Source organism: Paenibacillus sp. M2, from assembly GCF_046713495.1.
Lineage (GTDB): Bacteria > Bacillota > Bacilli > Paenibacillales > Paenibacillaceae > Paenibacillus > Paenibacillus amylolyticus_B.
This window is the reverse complement of the sequence record NZ_CP169648.1, coordinates 350,388-366,315: the sequence shown is the minus strand read 5'-3', so window position 1 is coordinate 366,315 and position 15,928 is coordinate 350,388. Positions and strand designations below refer to the sequence as shown.

The following is a 15,928-nucleotide window of genomic DNA, read 5'->3' as shown; positions in this document are numbered from 1 at the left end:
AATCTTAAAAAAAAACACCTCGTTAGAGGCGGGTAAGCTATGTTAAATCCGATTTCCTTTAGGCATCGTTTTCAGATTACTATTCGAATTCTCAAGCAATGGTAGCATCCTAGTCGTGCTGACCATCTCAGAAGCACATATCGGACAAGTAGGTACGTTATCAAACGCAAAATTGTCCCGCATCCATCCTTTGCACGTATCACTCGTACATTCCCAGATTGCCGCATCAGCTTGTGGAATCTCTTCCAACGGTTTTTTGCGATTATACATGACTTCTACCCCCTTTGTTATGGAAAAACATCTAACCGACGTTATTTCACAGAAGCCTACACTTAGCGGAAGTTTCACGTCCCACCGGACTCCTACCTCGACAACTAATGGGTCGACTTTTTATATAACTGATCAAAAAAAAGAAGCTGCCTTTACCATTATAACATGTTAAAGGCAGCTATGCTTTAATTACAGTTTTACAACTTCTTCTGCTTGAGGACCACGGTTTCCTTGTACAATTTTAAATTGCACGCGTTGACCTTCGTCCAGCGTTTTGAAGCCTTCGCCTGTAATAGCGCTGAAGTGTACGAATACATCTTCTCCGCCTTCAACTTCGATGAAACCGAAGCCTTTATCAGCGTTGAACCATTTTACTGTTCCGTTTTGCATGTGAATTACACCTCCAAATAAAGATTAACATGTTCCTTTGTTCTTTGCAGCAAGCAAATAAAAATTCACACATTGAAAAAGGTACCAGTCATAAACCTATAAGTGATCGCCCTTTACAATATATGAATTAGGTTTTCCACTCTCTACAACTTGTTTTTATTATAACTCCAATTCAGCCAAAAAGCAAATCTTTGTATTTTCTTTTCAAACAGCTTTGGAAATACATGTTATTAACACGTGTGGGGCCAGGGTTTATCACGCTTATGTGCCTGGTCACTTGTGTACGGTCTTATGAAAGGATATGCAGATCTAATCCATCTTATACATTTTTTATATAATATTCTGACATGCATATCCAACACAACCAATGAATCATCTTAACCCAGTATAACACACTATGTCCATGCCCACATAAATGCATCCCTATCCCAGGCGATCTGCCCACGATGAAGCTTACGGAAAGCTTTCTTCACTTCTTTGGACAATGATGTATTGCCGTTCTCGTTCACAAAAACAAACTCTTCGCCGAAATGGGTCTTCACATATTCTATGGCAGCTTCCTGATGAAGTGTTCCTGTGAATTTAATCTCCTGTACCATCCATTCTGCTACACCTTGTGCTGTCTTCTCCACTATGTCACCTACTGTCTAAACCTTAATGTACGGATGAGCAGACCTCGTATCATGAACATATCTGTCTTCCCGCCAGACTGAAGTATACCATGATCCAACTGCTGACGGGAAACTGTATGATAACTACTTTCAAGCAATACCGGAAAGAACCTTAATGAACAACCGTATTCGCTTGCTCACTCCCTTTGGATGGAATAGACGAATTTGTTCGAATGCTCCACACTAACCATGCACAGTAAGCAATCAGTACTGCCAGTATAAACAGATCATAAGGCAGTGTACCTGTGTCCTCCAGGTCATTCCCTAGAAATTGAATCAGATTATGTATGAAATGAAACAATATAAGCGGTACGATATTTCCGTTCTTCAGCATCAATAACGCCAGTACAACTCCCAGGAGCAGCGCATAGATCAATTGCATGATCGTATCCGTCATATCCTGACCAGACAATGCGTTCAGCAGATGTGTAATCGAAAACAATATGCTGGAGGTCACAACTGCGGCCACTGCACTTTTTTGAAGCAATGTTTTGAAAATAAGTCCACGATAGATCGTTTCCTCAACAAAAGCTACGAGCAAGGTAAAAAAGATGAAAAAGGCTACCCGTGACAAGCTCAGCTCCCCAAATCCTTTCAGTGAAAGTGTACCCAGTACAAGGAGTAGTGGAATATAATACTTTGCGTGGCCAGCCGGGATACTTCGCAAAGATCGGAATCCAGTCTCTCCCCACTTGCGCCTTAACGTCAGATAGATCATCAGAACAATTGCGATTGGTGTAAAGGAAATGAGTACAGGGGAAGTGTAGTCTAGTTGCTTTATCGTTGCAATAGCCCCTGCTGCAAATACGGCTAACAGGAGAAGCAGCTCAATAATTACAACGGTGAGCACAGGTTTGCGCTCGGAAAAGGAATGTTTAGGCTTGGATTGCGCATTAATCATACATTTGCCTACCTCGTTTCATTTATGTTTTCCGTTGTCATAAGAACTTATATGCCAATATAGTTGTATCACATCATCCGTATATTGAATATCCCTATTATGGATAAAACTATAAAAGTAACAAAAAAGAGACTTATACTAACCTCTTTTCCCCTAAAATCAGGTATGGCTTATACCTTTATCTGTCCATTATAGTATTACAAGAGTTCAATGCTGCAGGGGTGTCGCGACTCTTCAGCGTCATATATCTATGAAGTACCCATTAACGATAGTTTCACAATGCATAATGAAATCAGGGGGATACTATGAAAGCATTCTTTCAGCGCTGGGGGCATTTACTGGCTATTCTGTGCATACCGCTCCAAGGCTCCATTTACGTATTTCTAGGCAGCAACACCGGAAGTGATGTCTTCTACAATTATGCCTGGATTGATACACAGATTCCTTTTCTCAAAGAATTTATTTATCCGTACATTAGCTGGATGCCCATTCTGTATCTTGGATTTCTCTATTTGGGTCTGACGAACAAGCCGCTATTCTGGCGCACGCTGATTACCTATAATGTTGGTGTCATGGCTGCCAATGTCTGTTTTGCGATTTTCCCTACTCATGTCCCGCGCCCTGAGATCGGCGGAACTGATCTGAGTAGCGTGTTAGTACAGTTTATCTATACAAATGATGCGCCCTTCAACTGTTTCCCAAGTGTTCACGTTCTGACCAGCTATTTGCTGTTTATTGTGATCAACAGACACTTGAACTTTAAGCCTATGGCACGGATTTCTTGGTCGGTATGGCTGTGGTTGATTATTGCTTCGACGGTGTTTGTAAAACAGCATTCCTTGCTGGACATCGCCGGCGGCATTTTGTTTGCTGAGGCCGCGTATTGGACTGTACATGTCTTTGCTCTTCGTCTTGGGCAGGCACGAAAAAAAGGCAAGCAGCCACTCACAGCTTCTAACCCAAGCAGTCATGTATAACGACATTTATATATGTAACAGGTGGGATGATGATCCTGCTATACAGCAAAAGAGGGCCTAGGCCCTCTTTTTTTGTACTCATTGAATTAAGCCTACTTATATAGAAGAACTTTATTTGGGTTGGACTACGCGTTTCATGCTATAGGTGGCCGTTCATGAAGAAGGTCAGACGGTGGACTTCCGGTTATACGTTTGAATATGCGGTAAAAATAAGACAGATCCCGGTAGCCGAGAAATTCGGCAATTTCCTGGATGGAGAGTTGTGACTCGGTGAGCAGATATATGGCTCGTTTCATCCGTTGATCATGGACATATTGACTGATGGTCTGATTTGTCATGCTTTTGAATAATGCAGCAGCATAATTGGGAGTTTTTTTGATCTCGTCCCCGAGTTCTTCCTTCGTCACTTTCTCCCGATAATGCCGCTCTATATATCGCTTCATCCGTTCAACATGATTATGCCTCTCCGGCGGGATAACTCCACGATCAAGCTCCCTGTTCATATAAATCAACACTTCCATCAATAAGGCTTGGCTCATCATGACATAATAAGAAGGACGCTCTTGCCATTGTTGATAAATAGCGCTCATGCGTTGATGGATCAGTTCGTAGCATCCAGGTTTATGCCGCAATGCCTCATACCGTTCCAGTGCAGGCAAAGTTTCCATATGGTCGCGTTGCAGTTGAATTACAATCTGTGTGTGCGTTACTGTAGGAATACTCTTGCCGTAATATGGGGTACCACCTGGAATGAGGAGCAATTCACCTTTTTCCATGATCTGTTTATCACCGTTCACCCAATATACACATTTTCCATAAGTAACCAAGCTAAGCCGCCAAGTTTCTTGAGATTGCACAGCTTCTTCGTACCAACCGACACCATTAATATGTCGTACTTCAAGTGGAGTGACCATAACACACCTCATTATCGGACTATACTCTAATCATTGTACTATAGTTCATACCCTGATTCGACAGAAAACGCTACAATACACATATAAGCTTAAATATGAGGAGGAAATCAGCATGTTAAAAACAAAAATTATTTGTACCATGGGACCTGCTTGTGACTCAATCGAATTGTTAAAAGTAATGATTCAGGAAGGTATGACCGTTGCCCGTCTGAACATGGCTCATGGCGAACTGGAAGATCACGTTACACGGATTAACAATATCCGTAAAGCAGCTTCCGAACTGAACACCTATATACCGATCATGATGGACATCAAAGGGCCGGAAGTACGTATTGGTAAACTGAAAGAAGCATCCTGTCATCTGCAAGCTGGTAAAGAGCTGATCCTGACTACTGAAGAAATTCTTGGTGACGCTGAGCGTATCTCGGTAAACTATCCAGAACTGAACCTCGTTGTGAAACCTGGCGATCGTATCCTCATCGATGATGGCCTTGTGGATCTGACTGTACTGTCTGTGGAAGGATCCGATATCCATTGCAAAATCATCAGTGGCGGCATTCTGAAACCACGCAAAGGGGTTAACTTGCCAGGAATTAAAACGACATTGCCAGGTGTAACCGAGCGTGACGTTATGCACATCGGATTTGGGATCGAAAACGATATCGAAATTATCGCAGCATCCTTTGTTCGTAAAGGTGATGACATCCGTGAAATCCGCAGCATTTTGAAAGAACGCGGTGTAGACCACGTTCAGATCATCTCCAAAATCGAAAACCAGGAAGGTATGACCAACCTGGACGATATTATTGAAGCATCTGACGGCATCATGGTAGCTCGTGGAGATCTCGGTGTTGAGGTGCCAATCGAAGACGTACCCATGATGCAAAAAGAAATGATCGATAAATGTAACCGCGCTGGTAAACCAGTTATCGTAGCTACACACATGCTGGAGTCCATGCAAGTGAACCCACGCCCTACTCGTTCCGAAGTTAGTGACGTGGCCAATGCTGTACTTCAAGGTGCTGACGTTGTGATGTTGTCCGGTGAATCCGCTGCTGGTAAATATCCGGTACAATCCGTGCGCACGATGGCTGCTGTTGCTCGCCGTGCTGAAACGATGATCGATTACAAAGAGCAATTCGCACAAAAATCGGCTCAACAGATCGCTGATATTACTGAAGTTATCAGTCAGGGCGCTGTAAGTTCTTCCCTCGTACTGAATGCAAAAGCAATCATCACTTCGACTGAGAGTGGATTCACAGCACGTATGATCTCCAAGTATCGTCCAAAAGCACCAATTATCGCAGTTACACAACATGAAGAAGTATTGGCGAAAATCTGCCTGCTCTCAGGTGTCATTCCGGTTATGGGCGACAAAGTAACAACAACGGATGAAATGTTCGAATCGGCTACGCGGAACGCAATCAAAACAGGTTACATTGAAAAAGGTGACATCATTGTGTTGTCCGCTGGTGTTCCAATCGGTCAATCCGGTAATACAAACCTGATCAAAGTTCAACAAGTTTAATTCAATAGCTGAACTGAAGCTATATATCTTAGCTATAAAATATAAATAGAAATACAAAAAACCACCGGGAGCAGAAATGCTTCCCGGTGGTTTTTTATTGATGTTGTTGCCAATGATCGTGATGTTATAACAAACGGCTTCGAGATTATAGATTCCGCGAGTAATTAACCAGATCCTGTGACATGGTGTTGATCTCATCCATTGAAGCATTCACCTGTTGTGTCAGAGCTGCTTGATTTTGTGTTAACGTGGACATATTACCGATGTGCTCAAGAATCTGATCAATCAGTGTTTTCATCTTCTGCATGCTATCTTCGATATTTACTGTGGCCTCCGAACTGTGATCAGCCAGTTTCCGCACTTCACCTGCAACGACGCCAAATCCCAGTCCCAGCTCTCCCGCTCGTGCAGCTTCAATGGCTGCATTCAACCCCAGCAGATTGGTCTGACTGGCAATCTCTCGAATAAACACGGTGATATTCTTCGTATCATCTGCACTGCTTTTCACTTGAATGGCTGCATCGGCAGATAACTCCTGTGCAGTCACCAAATCCTGTGCCTGATCCGTAATCGAATTGATTCCACGCACCATCTCACCTATGGACTCCGACAATTGTTTTGTTTTCAGATTCATGGCTTCCACGATCTGTTCCTTATTCTTCTCATGGGTGACATCTCGAATGGTGCCAGCTACACGGAGCGGTACTCCATCCTGATCCCTAATGGTCTCCCCACCCGCGTGATACCACCGATACTCCCCGTCTTTGCGCTGCAGACGATAATCCAGATCGTACGGCGTACGACCACTGTAATCGTTCATATGTCTGGCAAATTCGTTAATCGTCCGATCATGGTCTTCCGGATGAAGTCGGCTGCTCCAGCTGCTGAACACATTCGGGAAATCCTGCTCGTCTTTAAACCCTAACTCTTTACGGAACTGGGGTGACCACCAAAATTCATTGTTCGGATTAACCACATCTCCAGCCACAACCGTCATATCCCACGGTGCCTCCACCAAGGCGCGGTTAACCAGATCATATCGGGTGACGAGTGCTTCTAACTCATCAGACTTGCTCTTCTCCTCATGAATATCAAACATGATGCCCAGAAGTTTGACTGGAACTCCAGCCTGATTTCGGATGACTTGTCCAAGGCATCGGAACCAGCGAGTCTCTCCACTTTTTGTAATCATACGGCTGATGACGTTATAGGCAGTTGTTGCTCTTGTGTCATTCACATGTTTCATAATCTCCTGCACCAGTTGAGGTCTGTCATCCGGATATATCGACTTCGCCCAGCTTGCAAATGAATTGGGATATTCCTTGGCATTATGGAATCCTAACATTTGGCGGAATTCATTCGAAAATGAGACGATATTATTGTTATCCAGTGGATCACCAGCAACAATTTCAGATTCCCATAATCCCACATTCATCGCCTGATTCAGCATTTTAAGGCGCATTTCCACGTCTTCGTTTTGAGCTTTCATCATATGTACTGCTTTTTTGATATTGCTAGCTATTTCATCAGTATCCTGAAACTCAATGCCATCTTCGATCCATGCGTCATAGTTGCCCTTTTCTGCGTTTGCTACCAGTTTACGACTATACTCCAGTAAATTCTGATGCGCATCTGTACGAAGGTGTTTGGTCGATTCAGTACGTTTACGAAACATGCTCATTTCTCCTCTTAGCTCATATGATATATATTTCGACATTATCAGACATTAAGTGTAGAGCAATGAACTCAATTTTGTATAAAAACAAGAACCAGCGCTGAAACAGCACTGGTTCTTATAGTAATTGCCTTTATTTTTATGAAAATAAATCTTAAATGACTGCCTCTCACCAGCTACCAGCCAAAATTCAGTGTTTTCCCCGTTTCCACCCAAGTTTTGATGCTGCTTAGAATCATCCACCAGCTGCTCTGTGCATTCGCAAAGGAAGGATGGTTATCTGTAAATTGATCATTGATCAGCGTCAGCTTCGTACACTCACCTACAGTTTCCAACTGGAAGACCACTCTGGATTGAAGCTCGGCATGATTCGCATGGTACGACGGTCCAGGATGCTCCTGATAACTAAGTCTGGACAACGGTTCAAATTCTAATATATCTCCATACACATGGACAGTCTCCGCACCATCATTGCCCGGCCCTACATAAGCAAACGGCTGGCCTGGTTGGAAATTGGTGCGAAGTTCGCTGCCGAAAAAGCTGTTCCGTGTGCCGTCTGGTGATATTAGAGCATTCCACACCTCTTCCAGTCCTGCATTGATATAAAATTCATATTTCAGTTCCATGGACTCACTCCCTTTATGTATTGGATAAGCGATCTGCCAACCTCGCACTCCTATCCTATCGTTATACCCCAAAGGCCGTATTGTAAAAACGCGACAACAGGTAAAATATAGCTCTTTATGTTTTCGGGAACGTTGTTATACCATGTTCCAAAAGGATTGCGCCCATATAGTGCTTTCCTAGAAGATCAGATATACTAAACTGGAATGAAATAACAGGTCTGTTCAAGGTAATACGACTAATTAAGAAAGGAAATGAGATATGAGCCAATCAACAAATATTATGGGTATCCCTTTTCCCAATGTCACGATGGATCAAACGGTTGCAATCCTTGATAAAGTCGTAGATCAGGAAAGCAATGAACTCTTCCATGTCATCACAGGTAATCCCGAGATTGTTATGTCCTGTCAAAAGAATGCATCTCTTCGGAAAGTCGTCGATCAAGCCGGGTTGGTCACAGCTGACGGTGCTGGCATTGTGATGGTATCCCGTTTCCGCGGTGGACAATTGACTGAACGGGTAACCGGTTGTGATCTGCTGTTTCGTTTATTGGAGGAAGGCGATAAAAAACACTGGTCATTCTACATGCTGGGAGCAGAAGAAAGTGTCAGTGAAGAGGCCGTAAAAGTTATAGCGCAACGTTATCCGGGAGTTGTTGTAAAGGGTAGATACCATGGTTACTTCCAGGCAGATGAGGAACAACGGATTGTGGAAGAGATTTGTACTGCTCAACCAGACTTTCTTATCGTGGCTCTTGGCGCCCCCCATGCGGAACACTGGATTAACAAGTATCGCCACCAGTTGAACGCTCGTGTAGCCATAGGTGTTGGAGGCAGTCTCGATATCGTGGCTGGCAAAACCAAACGTGCCCCTGCGATATGGCAGAAGCTTAACCTGGAATGGCTCTATCGCCTCCTCAGTCAACCTTCGAGATGGCGCAGGCAACTCATTTTACCCCGTTTTGCTGTGCGGGCATTGTTGTTCAGAGAACCTAAATAATGTGAGATGAGCAGGAGGGATGATTCAGATGAAACAGGTAGAACAAGGAGACAGACCAAGTATGGGCCTGTTGAATCTGAATGAAGGTGATCATAAATATCAACTGACACGCCATGCTCCTTCCGAAGCACTTCGCCCTTTTGTTAAACATTACTGGATCGTATCGTGGGATCTGACTGGACTTGAACCGTATCCCCAACATGTCGTGCCTAACCCCTGTGTCAATCTGGTTGTGGAACGTAACAATACGTTTTTCTTCGGACCATCGGGACGTAAATTCTCCTATCATGTGAGCGGGAAAGGACGTGTATTGGGCGTGAAGTTCAAACCAGGAGGGTTTTATCCCTTCCTCCGCGCTCCTGTCTCTTCATTGTACGGACAGCCGATGGATGTCTCCAGTATTCTGGACGTCACAGCGGAATCCTTGGAAGACCGGCTTCTTGGGGCGGGGGATGATGCGGATAAAACCAGTTACATCGACCAACTATTATGTGCACACCTTCCTGCTGAAGATGCTCAAGCGAGAATGGTTCATGATATTGTACAACAGATTGAACAGAACCGGGAGATGCTGAGAGTAGATGATCTGTCTTCTTATTGGAATATGCATACCCGAAAGCTTCAACGCCTGTTCAATCAGTATGTTGGCATCGGACCCAAAACCGTAATCAAGTTGTATCGTCTGCAAAATGCTGCAGAATGGATGGACCGCGGTCTTCACTGTGACCTGATTAAGCTATCTCAGGATCTTGGATATCATGATCAATCCCATTTCATCCGAGATTTCAAGTCCATTATTGGCAGTACACCAGAGGAATACTTACACGCTAGACATCCGCATGGTGAGCGCTGAGAGGTGATCAATTAGAAACCTGTCTTGAAAATCAGGACAGGTGAATGACTTCTATGGTATCCCCCGTGTGAATCACACCTTCCCGTTCAACCGAGCATACAATCCCGCGTTTTTTGCGAGCCGCAGGCACGAATTTTTTGCGCAAACCGTCCTGTTCATAGAATTGTTCAATCATTTTTCCCGGATGTACACAGGGAAGGTTCTCCCCTTCGCATATTAACCCTGTCCCGTTTGGAAATAGGAGCCGCGTTCCAGCAGGCAGTTCCGTCAATCGATCAATGCCACGGACCAGTATATTGGCACCCAGCCACTCTGGACGCACTTCAGGAATGTTCATTTTCTCAGCAATAAGAGCACATTCTTCCTCAGACACAATACTGATCTGGCGGCGATTCACAATCGGTGTGCCACGCTTGTAGATTTTCTGACGTGAGTCCGCCGGACGAAGCAGACCATAATGACGGTCACCCGGAATTCCTGCAAGCTCAATGTCGATAAAAGGTACAACTCGGGTTACAAATGTGGATGGATCATCAGCCAACATGACGAATTGAACTGTTCCCATAATAATCTCCTCCCTTTCCTGAGCAATATTACTTCTTTATTGTTCATTATTACCCAATGAATGGATTGTCGACAATCGGCGTATGCTTACCTTTGTAACCATTTTTTAATTTCAACATCAATAACTCAACTGGAAAACGATATATTATTTTAATAATACGCAATTAAATTGTTACAAATTAAATTTACTCTTTCCGTTCTTGTTGCAAACACTTATACTAGGATGGACAAGTAAATAAATTACATATCAGAAAGCAAGGTGTTTCCTTTGATTAGTATCATTTTTGTAGCTCTTGTAGCTGTCGAACACTTCTATATCATGGTGATGGAGATGTTTATGTGGACTCGTCCACGCACAATGAAAACCTTTAATCTCACGCCGGAATTCGCCAAATCCACCAAATCCCTCGCGGCCAATCAAGGTCTTTACAATGGATTTCTTGCAGCAGGTCTGATCTGGGGACTCTTATATCCGGATGCTGCCGTTGGACAGCATATTCAGATTTTCTTCCTGGCGTGTGTGATTATTGCGGCTCTTTATGGAGGAGCAACTTCTTCACGGTCGATCATTATCAAACAAGGTTTGCCTGCGATCATTGCGTTGTTGCTAGTTCTGTTCCTGTAATTTCTGTCGAATGGTGCATTGCTTCGATTCATGTTAACTCCTTTATGGTAAGGTAGTGAATAGATAGCAGTGTACAATGACCAGAATCGTTCTGGAATTGGAAGGAGAACATGTCATGGGATTGTTTGACAAGCTTCGGCGGCGCAAAAAGGAGAAGGTACCTGCAGGTGGTGCTGTCGAATCGACGAATTACAGTGAAACCATCGTGGGTTTTGTCCTGCTGGAGCGTGACGATTGTGATTTTGACCTCTTCATCAGGAACATGAAGAACGAATGGGATATCGAGATTGAAGAACGCCCGGAGGAGGGCAATCTCTTTTTCGAAGTGAATGGAATGCAGGTGGTATGTGCCCACATTGCCGCGCCTGTGCCTGATCGTGAAGTTGAGGAGAATGCCAAACTCAACATCCTTTGGCGAGAAGCGGAGCAAATTACCTCACGGCACCAGTCTCAGATTATTGTCTCTGTTCTGAACGCAACAAATGCTATTGATGGACATGTTCTGTTCACTCAAACAGCAAGTGCCTTGTTACAGTTGGATCACGCGCTGGCCATATACATGGCCCCACTTGTTGTTGAAGCCAGTCAATATGTCGAAACCAGCCATGGGATCAAACATGATGAGTTGCCAGTCTCGCTCTGGATTTTCATCGGACTATTCCAAAATGCCGAAGGCGCCTCAGCTTACACTTACGGACTACGTAACTTTGGAAAAGAAGAGATGGAGATTATGCAATCGTCGGAGTCCTTAAGCGATGTATTTGAGATGATGTTTATGACCACAACGTATGTGGTTGAGAACGACGTCACACTGCATGATGGGGAAACACTAGGCTTCTCGGCAGAACAAAAGCTGAGCATTTCCCTTTCCAAAGGTGTAGCAACGGAAGGTAACAGTTTGAAGATTGGCTTCTAATTTAAGTAGTTATCTTAACTTTATCGTGTACAGTTGTAGAAGCCGTCTGGAGTTCAACCTCTGGGCGGCTTTTAGCTATTCAACCTTCCTCCCCATGACGATATGATAACAATCCCTGAATTTAACTTCCCTAGGAAGAAGTAGTTCATAAGAACCACTAAATTATGAATTTAGTTTTCATTCTCGCTATAAAAAGGTATAATTAATAGGCTTATAGTCTCATATATTACATATTATTTTATTATCGAGGAGTTGCCTACATGTCTGTTAGACGCTTGGATTCAACTAAACCTATTATTGAAATTATCTGGGAAGGTATTGTTTCTCCTGAACATGTCGAACAAACGAATACAGAAATCCAGAGAATAGCGGAACAATTGGGAAATTCGTTTGATGTGCTAGTAGATATGCGGAACATGAAGGCTTTCCCTCAGGATACAAAAGAAAAAATTGTGGAACACCAGAAACTACTGGCACAGTGGGGGATGAAGCGAGCCAGTGTAGCCGTAGGTGGTGCGATAGCCAAAATGCAATTGAATCGGATCTCCAAAGAGTCGGCGCACCAGACTGAATTCCAATGGGAAACGTATGACGAGGCTTTGGCATTTTTGTTGAAATAATATTGAAGTGATACGGACTAAGTATAATAAGAGAGATACCGATGCTGTACATGGCACACAGAAGGAGGCGTTCCCATGAGGAAGCGCCTTTTTCTTTTGCAGTTCCACTTGGCTTACTCAGTTTTGCCAGTGATCCGAACGCTCGTCATTTAAGATTCAAGTTTACTTACACGCACCATCGTTACCGATGTACCATTTAGGGACTCCTCCACGAATCCTAACCGCCTATATAAGCGAATTGCTTGGTTATCCGGGTCAACACTAAGCGAGACTGCTTCAAATCCCCGCCGTTCAACCTCATCTAATGCGGTCTGAAGCAGTAAGGTCCCTACTCCTTTTCCACGTGCATCTTCCGTTACAGCCATCCCCATCTCTGGCGTAGCTGCATTCACATAACCGTATCCCGCATTCTGATCCGTATAGAATCTTAATGTTATTGAACCTAGTCTCTTGCCCTTCTGGTCAACTGCAACATATCCGAAATCCCCTTCTCTCCCCCAGTCTTCAACGTATTTGGACAGTCCGGGAGTATGAATACTTTCGATTGGAAAAGGTTCATCACCATCTCTCCTATGCAGGGATGCGTATAACATCTCCCACAGGAAAGGGATATCCTGTTCGTCAATAGGGCGTACATAATAGTTGGATATAATGGTCATGTTTGCTCCTCCTTCAGCTTTCCAAAAAGGCGGTCCATCTCATTCAGATCAAACTCATTGGTAATCTCGTAGTCCTCAAGTTGGTCTCTCGTTTTCGCCTCATTGTAGATGGAGATGGAATTTTCATTATAAAACGTCAGTCCGAATCCATCGGTAAAGCGACCTTCTTTATTAATGGTAAGTCGCCACTCATAGTAATGCGGATTCCTTTCGGAAACGTCGAATTCCCGTACTCTTTTAAGATCAACATCCTTTAATAGCTTCAGCATGTCTCTAATCTCTTTGGGATCTGTAATCGTTATTTCATCATCTTCATTATACGGTTCATTGTCGGAAATTTTCCTAATCGTCAGTCGATCCAATGTATCCAGCATTGTCATATGATCTGTGACCTCTGCTCGAAACGTCGTATGTTTGCTAGGGATATACATGGTGTATTGACCAGAAGTATACATACGCACTGCAATAGCTAAAAAAACAATAATTATGGAGATACCCCATATATATTTGATTCTGTTTTTCACAGTCTAACCTCCTCCTGGAATTGAAGCCTTACACATTATATATCAAATAAAACCAGTTTTGTGTTCGTTATCTTCCCACATTTTATTCAATTGCAATTTCCATTCTTTCTCCCTACCAACCCTCATCTATTCACAAGTCAAAATAACAATTGGTCTCACCTAAGGATTAAACATTATTTGACGATATATATAATAAGCTTCAACCATACTAACATTCATGGCATCTAGGGGGAAAAGTATGAAGTTAAAACTCAAATTAATGTTAGCCTTCTTCGTCACTGTTCTGGTTACAGCAGGTGCGCTCGCACCACTTGGTTTGGTTCAGATGGAGAAACAAGCTACTCAGAGTGTGAACAACAAACTGGATGGATTGGTATCCACCGCAACATACCAGTTGGACGGCTGGTTACATGGAAACGAGAAATTAGTGGAAACATTAGGCCTTGTCATTCAGGAGGCTGTTGCAGCTTCCGATCTCAATGAAGATTATTTGTCCATCATGTATAAGGGTACCAACCCTAACAATTTAGAGGACATATTTTACGGAGATGAGGAAGGCAAGTTTATGAACGGTTCTGACTTTGTCCCAGATACAGATTATGATCCCAGAGATCGTTCTTGGTATAAAGAGGCCAAACAAGCGGACAAGCTGATTTTTACCGACCCTTACCTTGACAACAAATCCAAACAATTTACAGTGTCTATCGCCATGCCAGTAAAGACAGAAAACGGTGCATTACGTGGAGTGGTTGCTTCTGATATTCTACTTTCCAAGTTAACCGATACAGTCAACCAAATTAATCTGGATGGACTAGGCTACACTTTTATGCTCGACAAAAAGGGAGTTATTTTAGCTCATCCCGAGGCTGATCTTGCAAGTACTTCAGCTGTGGACAACGGTCAATTGGGACCGTTACTTGCTGAGATGCAAACTAATCCATCAGGGCAAAAATCATTTCAATATAACGGAGAACATCTGCTTCTCTACTTCAAGCAGATTCCAAGTACAGGTTGGATCGTCGGTTCAGTCATATCTGAGAAACTCGCCTATGCTGACTATTATCAATTGCGTAACAATTACATTCTCATTATCGCCATTACATTATTGGTTGTACTTGGAGGTGCCTATTGGATCGCAACACTCTTCATCAAGCCACTGAGAAATCTCCATGAGACTTCCCTCCAAATGTCGAGTGGCGATTTTACAGGAAGGGTGCAGATCAAAGGCAAAGATGAATTCGCTGAACTCGGTATGGCATTCAATCAGATGTCCGATCAACTTAGCTCGTTGTTCAGGCAAGTAACGACTTCTGCCGATCGCGTACAAAGTATCTCGGGTGAGATGCAGGAGCATACAGATAAAACCAAGCGCATCGCAGAGCAGATCTCCATCGCCACGGATGAACTCGCTCAAGGTTCCAGTGCACAGGCTGAATCCGTGTATGATGGCTCAAGCCGTCTGTCAGAGATGAGTGATAGTGTCGGTGGCATCAATCGCAGTGTCGAGCAGTCCGTAACGATGATGCGTGAGGCAGGAGAAGCCATGCTAGCAGGACTACAAGCAGTAGATCATCAGGTGGAGCTTTCGGATGGTAACCGCCAATCGATTGACCGTGTAGGTGAATCAATCACTCTACTCGCAGACAAATCACAGAAGATTGAAGACATCGTCAGCATGATTCAAGGTATTGCTTCCCAGACCAACCTGCTGGCCCTGAACGCTTCGATTGAAGCCGCCAGAGCGGGTGAACATGGACGTGGATTTGCGGTGGTTGCCGAGGAAGTACGCAAACTGGCTGAACAATCCGCAGGCTCTGCTCAGGACATCATCGTGTTGCTGAATGAAATCCAGGCGGCTAGCCACCAAAGTGTGAGCGAGGTCGATTCTGCTGAACATGGTATTGAACAGCAGGTTGCTGCTGTACATGAGATGCGCAACTCATTTATGCGAATCAAGCATTCCATTGAAGGCATTGACACCCAGCTTCAACAAGTATCCTCTGCCACAACCGAATTGGATAACAACTCTGGCAAGATTGCTGAAGTGATCTCCAGTGTTGCGGCCATGTCCGAACAGAGCGCCGCTTCCACCGAAGAGGTTGCCTCTTCAACGCAAGAACAGTTCAATTATATTACCAGTATCTCGGAACGCTCCAATGAACTGGCCCAACAAGCTAATACACTCGCTGAAGAAGTGAAAAAGTTCAAGATATAAATC

General features: G+C 43.8%; 18 protein-coding genes. 8 read left to right on the top strand and 10 right to left on the bottom strand.

Annotation, left to right across the window (positions count from 1 at the left end):
* Window positions 1–42: 42 nt before the first annotated feature.
* The 4 genes from ACETMN_RS01740 to ACETMN_RS01725 form a co-directional block, all read right to left on the bottom strand.
* The gene (locus ACETMN_RS01740; protein WP_017691121.1) at window positions 43–270 is read right to left on the bottom strand and encodes a cold-shock protein; all 228 of its coding nucleotides are present in this window, start codon (window positions 268–270) and stop codon (window positions 43–45) included.
* Between the two features lie 189 nt (window positions 271–459).
* A complete protein-coding gene (locus ACETMN_RS01735; RefSeq protein WP_024633772.1) occupies window positions 460–660 on the bottom strand; it encodes a cold-shock protein in 201 nt (66 codons plus the stop codon).
* A gap of 395 nt (window positions 661–1,055) precedes the next feature.
* Window positions 1,056–1,292: a DUF6953 family protein gene (locus tag ACETMN_RS01730; RefSeq protein WP_036607962.1), complete on the bottom strand. Its 237-nt coding sequence runs from the start codon at window positions 1,290–1,292 to the stop codon at window positions 1,056–1,058.
* A 151-nt stretch (window positions 1,293–1,443) separates the two neighbouring features.
* Entirely contained in the window at window positions 1,444–2,232 is a 789-nt protein-coding gene (locus tag ACETMN_RS01725; protein ID WP_091019855.1) for a CPBP family intramembrane glutamic endopeptidase, read from the bottom strand.
* 305 nt (window positions 2,233–2,537) lie between these two features.
* Between ACETMN_RS01725 and ACETMN_RS01720 the strand changes: the two genes are divergently transcribed.
* Complete coding sequence (locus ACETMN_RS01720) at window positions 2,538–3,209, top strand: phosphatase PAP2 family protein (RefSeq protein WP_091019853.1); 672 nt, start codon at window positions 2,538–2,540, stop codon at window positions 3,207–3,209.
* A 134-nt stretch (window positions 3,210–3,343) separates the two neighbouring features.
* On the opposite strand, the gene ACETMN_RS01715 is transcribed toward ACETMN_RS01720, so the two are convergent.
* The gene (locus ACETMN_RS01715; protein ID WP_091019851.1) at window positions 3,344–4,123 is read right to left on the bottom strand and encodes a helix-turn-helix transcriptional regulator; all 780 of its coding nucleotides are present in this window, start codon (window positions 4,121–4,123) and stop codon (window positions 3,344–3,346) included.
* Window positions 4,124–4,235: 112 nt separating this feature from the next.
* On the opposite strand from ACETMN_RS01715, the gene pyk reads away from it, so the two are divergent.
* Entirely contained in the window at window positions 4,236–5,651 is a 1,416-nt protein-coding gene (pyk, locus tag ACETMN_RS01710; RefSeq protein ID WP_036607968.1) for a pyruvate kinase, read from the top strand.
* Window positions 5,652–5,796: 145 nt separating this feature from the next.
* Here pyk and ACETMN_RS01705 read toward each other — a convergent pair whose 3' ends face one another.
* Window positions 5,797–7,326, bottom strand: coding sequence for a PAS domain-containing protein (locus ACETMN_RS01705; RefSeq protein WP_091019849.1), 1,530 nt, complete (start codon window positions 7,324–7,326; stop codon window positions 5,797–5,799).
* Window positions 7,327–7,502: 176 nt separating this feature from the next.
* The gene (locus tag ACETMN_RS01700; RefSeq protein ID WP_091019847.1) at window positions 7,503–7,952 is read right to left on the bottom strand and encodes an SRPBCC family protein; all 450 of its coding nucleotides are present in this window, start codon (window positions 7,950–7,952) and stop codon (window positions 7,503–7,505) included.
* A gap of 280 nt (window positions 7,953–8,232) precedes the next feature.
* On the opposite strand from ACETMN_RS01700, the gene ACETMN_RS01695 reads away from it, so the two are divergent.
* The gene (locus tag ACETMN_RS01695) at window positions 8,233–8,949 is read left to right on the top strand and encodes a WecB/TagA/CpsF family glycosyltransferase (protein ID WP_411735690.1); all 717 of its coding nucleotides are present in this window, start codon (window positions 8,233–8,235) and stop codon (window positions 8,947–8,949) included.
* Between the two features lie 28 nt (window positions 8,950–8,977).
* Window positions 8,978–9,802 carry a helix-turn-helix transcriptional regulator gene (locus ACETMN_RS01690; RefSeq protein WP_091019843.1) on the top strand — a complete coding sequence of 275 codons (825 nt, stop codon included), beginning with the start codon at window positions 8,978–8,980 and terminating at the stop codon, window positions 9,800–9,802.
* A 31-nt stretch (window positions 9,803–9,833) separates the two neighbouring features.
* Here the strand turns inward: ACETMN_RS01690 and ACETMN_RS01685 are convergent, their stop codons facing one another.
* Window positions 9,834–10,367: an MOSC domain-containing protein gene (locus tag ACETMN_RS01685; RefSeq protein WP_091019841.1), complete on the bottom strand. Its 534-nt coding sequence runs from the start codon at window positions 10,365–10,367 to the stop codon at window positions 9,834–9,836.
* Window positions 10,368–10,634: 267 nt separating this feature from the next.
* Here ACETMN_RS01685 and ACETMN_RS01680 point away from each other — a divergent pair, with 267 nt between their 5' ends.
* The 3 genes from ACETMN_RS01680 (at window position 10,635) to ACETMN_RS01670 (ending at window position 12,527) form a co-directional block, all read left to right on the top strand.
* Window positions 10,635–10,991 carry a DUF1304 domain-containing protein gene (locus tag ACETMN_RS01680; RefSeq protein ID WP_179198648.1) on the top strand — a complete coding sequence of 119 codons (357 nt, stop codon included), beginning with the start codon at window positions 10,635–10,637 and terminating at the stop codon, window positions 10,989–10,991.
* 76 nt (window positions 10,992–11,067) lie between these two features.
* Window positions 11,068–11,907: a DUF4261 domain-containing protein gene (locus ACETMN_RS01675; protein ID WP_091019838.1), complete on the top strand. Its 840-nt coding sequence runs from the start codon at window positions 11,068–11,070 to the stop codon at window positions 11,905–11,907.
* Between the two features lie 260 nt (window positions 11,908–12,167).
* The gene (locus ACETMN_RS01670) at window positions 12,168–12,527 is read left to right on the top strand and encodes a hypothetical protein (RefSeq protein ID WP_105602515.1); all 360 of its coding nucleotides are present in this window, start codon (window positions 12,168–12,170) and stop codon (window positions 12,525–12,527) included.
* 149 nt (window positions 12,528–12,676) lie between these two features.
* Here the strand turns inward: ACETMN_RS01670 and ACETMN_RS01665 are convergent, their stop codons facing one another.
* Both ACETMN_RS01665 and ACETMN_RS01660 read right to left on the bottom strand, forming a co-directional pair.
* Complete coding sequence (locus tag ACETMN_RS01665) at window positions 12,677–13,186, bottom strand: N-acetyltransferase family protein (RefSeq protein ID WP_411735689.1); 510 nt, start codon at window positions 13,184–13,186, stop codon at window positions 12,677–12,679.
* The gene (locus tag ACETMN_RS01660) at window positions 13,183–13,710 is read right to left on the bottom strand and encodes a hypothetical protein (protein WP_105602513.1); all 528 of its coding nucleotides are present in this window, start codon (window positions 13,708–13,710) and stop codon (window positions 13,183–13,185) included. Before ACETMN_RS01660 ends, ACETMN_RS01665 begins: the two co-directional genes overlap by 4 nt.
* 238 nt (window positions 13,711–13,948) lie before the next feature.
* Here ACETMN_RS01660 and ACETMN_RS01655 point away from each other — a divergent pair, with 238 nt between their 5' ends.
* Window positions 13,949–15,925, top strand: coding sequence for a methyl-accepting chemotaxis protein (locus ACETMN_RS01655; protein ID WP_179198647.1), 1,977 nt, complete (start codon window positions 13,949–13,951; stop codon window positions 15,923–15,925).
* The last annotated feature ends 3 nt before the right edge of the window (window positions 15,926–15,928 follow it).